The 7,831-nt window shown below is 73.3% G+C and carries 4 protein-coding genes and 1 pseudogene; all 5 read right to left on the minus strand.

Annotated elements, in window-relative coordinates:
• Nucleotides 1–114 precede the first annotated feature (114 nt).
• Nucleotides 115–1,014, minus strand: a complete 900-nt coding sequence (locus ABT186_RS46875; protein WP_351234259.1) for a phosphoribosylaminoimidazolesuccinocarboxamide synthase — start codon at nt 1,012–1,014, stop codon at nt 115–117.
• 98 nt (nt 1,015–1,112) lie between these two features.
• Nucleotides 1,113–2,612, minus strand: a complete 1,500-nt coding sequence (locus tag ABT186_RS46880; protein ID WP_351930541.1) for a N,N-dimethylformamidase beta subunit family domain-containing protein — start codon at nt 2,610–2,612, stop codon at nt 1,113–1,115.
• A 564-nt stretch (nt 2,613–3,176) separates the two neighbouring features.
• Entirely contained in the window at nt 3,177–5,105 is a 1,929-nt protein-coding gene (locus tag ABT186_RS46885; RefSeq protein WP_351234261.1) for a hypothetical protein, read from the minus strand.
• A gap of 486 nt (nt 5,106–5,591) precedes the next feature.
• Nucleotides 5,592–6,848: a phosphoribosylamine--glycine ligase gene (purD, locus tag ABT186_RS46890; RefSeq protein WP_351234255.1), complete on the minus strand. Its 1,257-nt coding sequence runs from the start codon at nt 6,846–6,848 to the stop codon at nt 5,592–5,594.
• Between the two features lie 193 nt (nt 6,849–7,041).
• A pseudogene (locus ABT186_RS46895) lies at nt 7,042–7,831 on the minus strand (DNA polymerase III subunit gamma and tau); the annotation flags it as partial.

Consider the following 7,831-nt stretch of genomic DNA (forward strand, 5'->3'; position numbering starts at 1 on the left):
ACCCGGCGGGGCGCTTACCTCTCTCTGGGGCGCGGGGCCCCCCGCCCCGGGCCCGCGCCACCCCCCCCCCCCCCCAGCGGCTCCGATCAGCCGACCGCTCCGATCAGCCGACCGCTACGACCAGCGGACGCCTGTCAGACGCTCGTACGCCTCCGTGTACTTCGCCCGGGTCGCCTCCACGATCTCCGGCGGCAGCGGCGGCGGGGGCTGCTCGCTCGTGCGGTCCCAGCCGGAGGCCGGGGAGGTGAGCCAGTCCCGTACGAACTGCTTGTCGAACGACGGCTGGGGGCGGCCCGGCTCCCACTGGTCGGCCGGCCAGAAGCGGGAGGAGTCCGGGGTGAGGACCTCGTCGGCCAGGACGAGGGTGTCGCCTTCGTAGCCGAACTCGAACTTGGTGTCCGCGAGGATGATCCCCCGGTCGCGGGCGATGTCACGGGCGCGGCCGTAGACCGCGAGGGTCGCCTGCCGCAGCTGGGCCGCGGTCTCGGCGCCTACCTGGCGGGCGACCTCCTCATAGGGGACGTTCTCGTCGTGCTCGCCGACCGCCGCCTTGGTCGCCGGGGTGAAGATCGGCGCTGGCAGCTCCGAGCCGTCGACCAGGCCCTCGGGCAGGGCGAGACCGCAGACGGTGCGGGACTCGTTGTACTCCACGAGTCCCGAACCCGTGAGATAGCCGCGGGCCACGCACTCCACGGGCACCATCCGCAGGGACTTGCAGACGAGGGTGCGGCCGGCCCAGTCGGCGGGGGCACCGGGCGGGAGTTCGGTACTCAGTACGTGGCTCGGGACCAGATCGGCGAGCTGGTCGAACCACCAGAGCGACAGCTGGGTGAGGATCCGGCCCTTGTCCGGGATCTCGGTCGGCAGCACCCAGTCGAATGCGGACGTACGGTCGCTGGCGACCATCACGAGGTCGCCCGCCTCGTTCTGGTACAGCTCGCGCACCTTTCCGGTGTGCAGATGCACCAGACCCGGCACCTGGACGGGCTCGGGCTTTTCCACGAATCCGGACACGGTTCCTCCCCGTGGTTCTCTCCAATTGGCTCGATTCTCCCGTATGCGGGCGGCGAGCCGTGTGGCGGGGCCGGTAGGGGCCGGAGCCGGTGCCGGGGTCAGTCCCGTTTGCAGATGCGGTCCAGGAGATTGGCGGTGGCCTGCTGGATGCGGCTGTCCACGTGCCCGGGGCGGTCCAGCGCGGGGGACCAGGCGAACGTTCCGGATGCGAAGACGAGGGCGCCGGAGGGTGCACGGTAGAGGGAGGTCTCCTGGTGGCGCAGGACGCCCTCGCCGTCCCGGTACGGGGAGTGGGCGAGCAGGATGCGCCCCTGGTGCTCGGGCAGCGGGGCGCGCGGGAAGTAGCGGTCGGCCTCCCCGGCGACCATCCCCGCCAGCTCATCGCCCTCATGGGCGCCGGTGGCCTCCCACAGCCAGTGATCGGCGTTGCGGACCACGAGGGGGTGTGGCTCGGGCACCCGGCTCGCGTATTGGATGCCGATCATCTCCTGCTCGGAACGGTCGATTTCCCGCCACAGCGCGGGCTTTCCCGGGCCGCGGCGCTTGCGGCAGGTGAGCAGGCGGTCGGGGACGCCGGACGGGGACGGGCCGAGCTCCACCTGCCAGTACATGGTGTTGGCGGAGAGGAAGACGAGCGAGGTGCCGTTTTCGCGGGCGAGCTCCATGGTCCGGCGCATCTGCGTCGACCAGTACTCGTCGTGGCCCGGGAAGACCAGGCCGCGGTAGCGGGTGGGGTCGACACGGCCACCGTGCAGATCGCGGGCGTCGGCGTAGGCGAGGTCGTAGTGGTAGCGCTCGGCCCAGCGGATGAAGTCGTAGGCGTGACCGACGTGCAGGGGCAGGCCCGCGCCGGCGTACGGGCGGTCGAAGGAGACCGTGGTGGCGGCGTCCGCCTCGCCGAGCAGTCGGCCGTTCTCGTCCCAGGCGTGGTAGAGGCTTGCGCCGGTACGGCCGTCCTCCGGGTAGAGGTTGTACGCCTGCCATGTGATGTCCGGGAGCAGCAGGAGCAGGTCCGCCGGGCGGGCGTCGCGCACGGTGAAGGGGACGTGGGAGCGGTAGCCGTCGGCGGTGGTCAGGACGGCGACGTACGCGCCGATGCTCCAGTACGACGGGATCTGCAGCCGCCAGGAGAGCCACCAGTGGTGGCAGGAGACCGTACGGTCGGCGGTGAGCGGGGGCGGCTGGACGATGCCGGAGAGCCGGGGACTGGTGGTGATCTTGGATGCGCCATCGCCGTCGTAGTGCCCGATCCGGTAGATGTCGACGGCGAACTCCTGGGGCGGGTCGACGGTGATACGGAAGTCGATGGCCTCGCCGGGGGCGACCGCGCCGGTGGAGGTGAAACCCTTGATCTGGCGGTGGACGTCGTCGGCGGAGCGGGGGCCGCCGGCGCGGGGTGCCGGGATACGCGCCCCTTTGGGGCCCTGGGCCGGAACGTGGGGCGGGGCCGGATCCACGTACCAGGGCACCACCTGGCCCGTGTCGTCGAAGTACGTCTCGCTGCCCCGGAGCCAGGGCACCGGTCCCTGGCCGAAAGGGTCCGTCACGGCATGTGCGAGAGCGCCCGACTCCCAACGACGGATGTGCTCCGACCCCATGCGATGTCCCCTCCCTCGTCCCCCGTGAGCCGTCGTAAGCCCTTGCTCTGTACGCGATCGGTCCCAGCACATCACATTACGCACGCACTCCGTCACCGTTCGTCGCGAATTGACGTGAACGGAGTGGGATTCTCCGGCCAGGGCTCGGGGTTGCGGGGGTGAATAAGGAGGTGTTTCCGCAGGTGGGCGGGGTGGAGCGGTGGGTTGGGGCCGTGCGGGCGGGTGGGGCGGGGAGGTTCGGGGTGGGGTGGTCGGGAGGGCGGGGTGGTCGGCACGGGCGGGGTGGTCGACACGGGTTGGGCGGTCGGGAGGGCCGGGCGGCAGGCACCGGTGAGGCGGTCGGGAGGGCCGGGCGGTCGGCACGGGCGAGACGGCCGGGAAGGCCGGACGGCCGGGAAGGCCGGGCAGTCGGCACAGGCAGGGCGGCCGGCGCGGGCGAGGCGGCCGGCAGGGCCGGGCAGCCTGCACGGGCCAGGCGGTCGGCGCGGGCAAGGCAGTCGGCGCCGCTGGGTGGTCGGTGGTGTCGATGGTGCGGGCGGGCCGATGGGGTCGGACCGCTCCGTGTCAGACCAGCCGGACCGGCTTCTCCGGGCGTACGCCCAGGTGGAGGAGCCAGGAGCGCAGCGGGGTCGGGTCGCCCTCCTCGACGAGGGTGAGGACCCGGGGGGTGAGGTCGGCCGCGCGTTCGCCCCTGACCAGGAGGGAAGGGCCGTCCAGCCAGTCGAGCCCGGGGGCCGCTCCCGCCGTGTCCATGGCGGCGCAGCACACCATCGCGGTGACGTGGTCGATGAGCAGTTCGCGACCGGTGCGGGGCGGCTGGAGCGGGAACAGCGGGAGCATCCCGTCGTCCCACAACGTCGGGTCCGGCCCCGGCGGCTGCCCCGTGGCTCCGTCGCCCGGTATCGCCCCTGCGACCGCCTCCTCACGCGCCAACTCGGCACTGAGGCCGACGGCGAGGGCGGCGGTCCGCACGCTGGCGACGGCGCCCTCGTCGTCGGGGTCGTCGGCGTCGTCCGGGGGGCCGCCGTCGCTGTCGAGGGCGGCACCATCGCCGTCGACCGGAACGGCACCGATCCCGGTGGCCTCGTCATCGAAGGTCCCGTCGCCGGAGGCGTCGTCCCCGCGTGGGACATGTGCACCGTTGCGAACGGCACCCACACCGCCGGGCCCGCCCCCGACGGATCGCGTGCCTCCCACGCCCACCCCGAGCGTCAGATACTCCAGCACCCGCTCCAGCGTCGGCCCGTCCGCACCGGGTGTCGCCGGGGGTGCGGTGTGGTGGACGCCCAGGGCGTCCAGGACACGGTGGAGACGGGCCGCGTCCACGCGCCATTTGCGGTCGACGACCTCGTCCGGGTACTCCTGCCAGTCCACCGGGGCCCAGTCCGGGCCGGGCTCCGCAGGACCCCCGTGGAAGAGACGGGCCGCGAGCAGCGACGCGGCCTCGTCCACCGCACCGGGCTCTTCGAGCAGGTCGCAGGCCGGCCGTTCACCCAGCCGGGAGGCGAAGCCCTCCGCCAGCCGGTCCCGGCGGGACAGCTCCGTGAGCGCCGCGACCACGCCCGCGTCCAGGCGCGACGGCCAGCGGCCCATCCGCCAGGCGGGCAGCGCGACCCGGGTCAGGAGCCGGTCCCAGCCCGCGTAGGCCAGCCCCACCTGTTCCTGGGCGACGATCCGCAGACCGTAATCCACAGCCTGTGCACGCTCGGCCGCTGCTGCCGCCACCCCCCGCTCCATCTCCGCCGCGTGCCCACGGCAGCTCCTCAGCAGCAGACGGGCCACCCAGCCGACACCGGCCAGCACCGTACGGGTCACGGCGCTGTGGGCGGGCGCGGACGCCACGGCCACGGCGGCGTCCAGCCCCCGTACGAAACGACGCGCCGCGGCTATGTCAGGGTGCGCCGACGGCCCCGTCCCGGCGACGACCGGAGCAAGAACCGCGCGCAGCTCGCCCACCCTCATCCACCACAGGAACGGTGAGCCGATGACAAGTACGGGCGCGGTCGGGGCGCGGTGGTGGCGGGGAGTCGACAGGCGTATCCCCCGCACCCCGGGTATCTCGTCCCCGGATTCGGGCGACGGCGGGCCGTGGGCGGGGTGGGTACGGTCCTCCAGCCAGCTGTCGCAGTCCGGGGTGAGCGCTATCGCGGACGGGGCGGGGACGTCGAGGCGGTCGGCCAGGTCCCGGACCATCCGGTACAGATCCGGGGCCGCTTCTTCCGTGATCGGGACCGTGGGGCTCACAGCCGGGCGGGCCCGCGCGACGACGAGGGCGATACCGGCGGCGCAGAGCAGGACGACCACGGCGACGCCGGTCACGATCCAGCGGGCGATCCCCCAGTGTCCGCCACTGATGTGACCGGTGGAGCCGCCGACGAGGAGCACGACGGCGACGGCGGCGGGCAGCAGGGCAACGGCCAGCGCCCTGCTGCGGATCCGCAGCACGGCAAGGGCCCGGGAGCGCGCGGCGTGCGCGCCTGCCTCCACACCCATACCGGTCACGACCGGACGTCACCCCCTCTGTCCCGCCTCTGTCCCGCGCGACACGCGCCGTGACGGTCTCCGTCACAGATGTCGCCGCCGGATGCCCGTGCGTTGCTCACTCCCCCACTGTGGCACCCATCACTGACACCGCAATGCCGGTGGGCCAAGTGCCGGAACGCTTGCGCCGCACCCTAGTTGGGCCCCCGGCCCTCGTCAGCCGGATGGGTCACCGCTCACCCGATGGAATGGCTTTGGGGAAAGGTGGATGACGCAGGACAACGGCGAGGCCCCCGATTACACCCCCACCCCACGCCTGATTTCGCCCCGTGACAACCGGATTTCGCCCGTGACAAGAAGTGGGCCCCGAATCCTGGGACGGTTCCGGTGCCCATGGGGTTCATCGACGAACGGGTACACCACTTCCGCCCGGCAGGGCGACGCCTTCGAGTCGGCAACGGCGACGGCTTCGGCCCGGCAGGGGCTACCACCTCCGCCTCAGGCGTCGGCTCCCGACGCCTTCGCCGCGATGTCCGTGCGGTGCTGGGAGCCGTCGAGCCCGATACGGCCCACGGCCGTGTACGCCCGCCGGCGTGCCTCGGCGAGGTCCGCACCGGTCGCCGTGACGGACAGCACACGACCGCCCGCGCTCACCACCGCGTCACCCTCGCGCCGAGTGCCGGCGTGCAGGACGTACGCGAACGGGGCGTCCTGGGCCACCACCTCGTCGAGACCGGTGATCGGGTCGCCGGTGCGCGGGCTGCCCGGGTAGTTGTGCGAGGCCACGACCACGGTGACGGCCGCGTCGTCGCTCCAGCGCAGGGGCTCCAGATCGGCAAGGGTGCCGTTCGCCGCGGCCAGCAGCACGGCAGCGAGCGGGGTCTTCAGCCGGGCGAGCACGACCTGGGTCTCGGGGTCGCCGAAACGGGCGTTGAACTCGATGACCCGTACGCCGCGCGAGGTGATCGCCAGACCCGCGTACAGCAGACCGGAGAACGGGGTGCCGCGACGGCGCATATCGTCGACGGTCGGCTGCAGAACCGTCTGCAGGACCTCCTCGACCAGCTTCGGGTCGGCCCACGGGAGCGGCGAGTACGCGCCCATGCCGCCGGTGTTCGGCCCCTCGTCGTTGTCCAGCGCGCGCTTGAAGTCCTGGGCGGGCTGGAGCGGAAGGACCGTCTCGCCGTCGGTGATGGCGAACAGGGACACCTCGGGGCCGTCGAGGAACTCCTCGATGACCACGCGCTCGCAGCCGGCCGCGTGCGCCTTCGCGGCCTCGATGTCGGCGGTGACGACGACGCCCTTGCCCGCGGCGAGGCCGTCGTCCTTCACGACGTACGGGGCCCCGAAGGCGTCGAGGGCCTCCTCGACCTCGTCCGCGTTCGTGCAGACGTACGAACGGGCGGTGGGTACGCCCGCGGCGGCCATCACGTCCTTGGCGAAGGCCTTGGAGCCCTCCAGCTGCGCGGCCTCCTTGGAGGGACCGAAGACGGGGATCCCGGCCTCGCGCACGGCGTCGGCGACACCCGCCACGAGGGGCGCCTCCGGGCCGACCACGACCAGCTCGACGCCGAGCTCGGTGGCGAGCGCCGCCACGGCCTGTCCGTCGAGGGCGTCGACCTGGTGCAGCTGGGCCACCTCGGCGATGCCCGCGTTGCCGGGGGCACAGTGCAGCGCGGTGACGTCGGGGTCGAGAGAGAGGGAACGGCACAGGGCGTGTTCGCGGGCACCGCTACCGATGACGAGGACCTTCACGGGGTCAGCCTAACGGGCGGGGACGGCCGGTCTTGTGGGGGCCGCCGAAGGGGCTCGGACCGTGGGTTTGTAGGTTTCCCCAAAGAGAGGGACAGTCGTACCCCTTCGCGCCCATGACTGCACTCGTCCGCAACCCGTGCCCTTCGAGCCCCTGACTGCGCTCTTCCACGCCCGTGGCACCACTCACGCGTGGCTATTCGTTCGAGATCTCCTCCACCACCGTGGCGCCCAGCTCCCGGACGATCAGTTCATGGCCCGACAGTGCCGACTCGTCGAGGTCGGGGTCGTCGTCCTCGGGCATGTCGTCCTCGGGGGCGACCACGTGCCGCTCCGGAGCGGGGGGCGCGGCCGGAGACGGTGCGGGAGCCGCAGGTGCGGGCGCGGCCGCCGGAGCCGGCGGTGCGGCCGGACGCGCTGCAGGCGCAGGCTGCGGCGCCGCGGGGCGCGGCGCGGCAGGCGCGCCGGCGCCGTAACCGCCACCCCCGCCGGCGTGGAAACCGCCGCCGGCCCCGGAGCCCGCGGCGGCCGGCGGTGCCGAGCCGCCCGACGGGTCGGTGATGGCCTCGATCTTCCACTGCACGTTGAACTGCTCGGCCAACGCCTGCCGCAGTACGTCCTCGCTGCCGCTGCTCGCGAAGTTGTCCCGCGCGCCCGCGTTCACGAAACCGAGTTGCAGCGTCGTGCCGTCGAAGCCGGCCACCTGCGCGTTCTGGCTCAGCAGGATCCAGGTGAAGCGGCGGCGGTTCTTGACCGCCTCCAGGATGTTCGGCCAGAGCATGCGGGGGTCGAGGCCGCCGGGCGCCGGTGCGGGTGCCGTGGCGGGAGCGGACGGGGAAGGTGTGGGCGCCGGTTGCGCGGGCGGGGCCGGAGTGGACGGGGGCTGCCCGCCGCCCGCGGGCGCCGCCGTGGGCCACCCTCCGGGCCGTCGGCCGCCCCCCGCGGGGGCAGCGGTGGGCCAGGCGCCGGGAGCGGCGGGAGCAGGG

The sequence above is a fragment of the Streptomyces sp. NPDC001634 genome, from assembly GCF_040298185.1.
Classification (GTDB): domain Bacteria; phylum Actinomycetota; class Actinomycetes; order Streptomycetales; family Streptomycetaceae; genus Streptomyces.

What these genes read in the sequence shown, in the direction of transcription:
- ABT186_RS46885 (WP_351234261.1), bottom strand. Translation starts at nt 5,105, where the DNA reads ATGGGTGTGGAGGCAGGCGCGCACGCCGCGCGCTCCCGGGCCCTTGCC.
- ABT186_RS46880 (WP_351930541.1), bottom strand. Translation starts at nt 2,612, where the DNA reads ATGGGGTCGGAGCACATCCGTCGTTGGGAGTCGGGCGCTCTCGCACAT.